Consider the following 1,422-nt stretch of genomic DNA (forward strand, 5'->3'; position numbering starts at 1 on the left):
GCCGGCGGGTACGGGCGCGGCCGGATCGGCGGTCCGGCGGGCCCGGTGGCTGCCGCTCTCCGGCGGGTCGGGGCGCGGGCGGGTCGGGGACGCTGCGGGATCGGCCATGGCCGGACCTCCTGGGCCGCCGGGGCGGTGGTGCGACGGGGCGGCGGCCGCTCCGGGGTGAGGGGCGGCGTGCCCGGCGTGCGGGTGGCGCGGCGCGAGGGGCCGCACGCTCACCCTGCGGTCACCGCCGGGGCACGGCAATTTCCCGGGGACGCCCGCGCGAGGCCCCGCGGACCGGCCGCCGCAGGCGGCCCGCCCAACCCGGGCAGGCCCCGGGGCGCTCGGCGCGCGGCCGGGGGCACGCTGGTCCGAACGGGCGGACCCGGCCGGCTCCGTCGCAGGTCAGGGCGGTCATCGGGAGGCGACGGCCCTCCGGGTGCATCCGAGCGGGTGGCCCGGGCGGAAGTGGGGGCGAGGTTCCGCACCGTGCGGGACCGGACGAAGGGACGTCAGACGATGAGCTTCCGCATACCCACCGCCATCGCCGCCTCGCTCGGTCTCGGGGCCCTGGCCCTGGGTGCCGCCGGACCCGCGGTCGCCCTGCCGCAGGCCGACACCGCCGACCAGGCAATGGTCTCCGTCTTCCACGGCGTGCCCGACCTGCCGGTCGACGTCTACGCCAACGGCGAGGAGCTGCTCCCCGACTTCCAGCCCGGCACCGTGACCGACCCGGTCGCCCTCGACCCGGGCAGCTACGACATCACTGTCTTCCCCGCGGGCGAGGACCCCACGGGTGAACCCACCCTGCAGAGCACCGTCGAGGTCGGCGCCGGCGACAACGCCACCGTCGCCGCGCACCTCTCCGCCGACGGCACGCCCGAGCTCGACGCGTACGTCAACGACACCTCCGAGATCGCCGCGGGCAAGGCCCGGCTGACGGTGCGCCACGACGCCGCCGCGCCGGCGGTCGACGTCCGCGCCGGCGGCGAGGTGATCCTCTCCGACCTCACCAACCCGGGTGAGGCCACCGTCGAGGTCGACGCGGGCACGGTCTCCGCCGACGTCACCCTCGCCGGCACCGACACCGTCGCCATCGGCCCCGCCGACCTCGACCTCGCCGAGGGCGCGCTGACCGTCGTCTACGCCTGGGGCAGCGCGGAGGACGACAACCTCGCGCTGGCGGTCCAGACGCTCGACGCGGAGCACGGCACCCCCGGCCACGTCGCCGCGGGTGGCAACGGTGCCGCCGTCAACTCCCCGGACGCGTGGCTCGCCTGGAGCGCCGCCGGCCTGGCCGGTGCCGCGACCGCGTTCCTGATCGCCCGGCGGAACCGGCAGGACGCCTGAGATGACCGCCCGTGCGGCCCCCGGCCCCCGCGGGCGGCGCCCGTTCGGACGCGGCCCCCGCTCCCGCCTCGCGCAGGGGGCGGGGGC

General features: G+C 78.6%; 1 protein-coding gene. It reads left to right on the forward strand.

The window, feature by feature from the left end; translation table 11 throughout:
• Positions 1-504: 504 nt before the first annotated feature.
• Positions 505-1,335 (forward strand): DUF4397 domain-containing protein, encoded by an 831-nt coding sequence (locus HCN56_RS25535; RefSeq protein ID WP_167975015.1) that lies wholly within the window; start codon positions 505-507, stop codon positions 1,333-1,335.
• Positions 1,336-1,422 lie beyond the last annotated feature (87 nt).

Source organism: Streptomyces lonarensis (genome assembly GCF_012033735.1).
In the GTDB taxonomy this organism is placed as follows: Bacteria; Actinomycetota; Actinomycetes; order Streptomycetales; family Streptomycetaceae; genus Streptomyces; species Streptomyces lonarensis.

Bases quoted from the DNA above. Each gene is read 5' to 3' on its own strand.
- HCN56_RS25535 (WP_167975015.1), top strand. From the start codon at position 505: ATGAGCTTCCGCATACCCACCGCCATCGCCGCCTCGCTCGGTCTCGGG.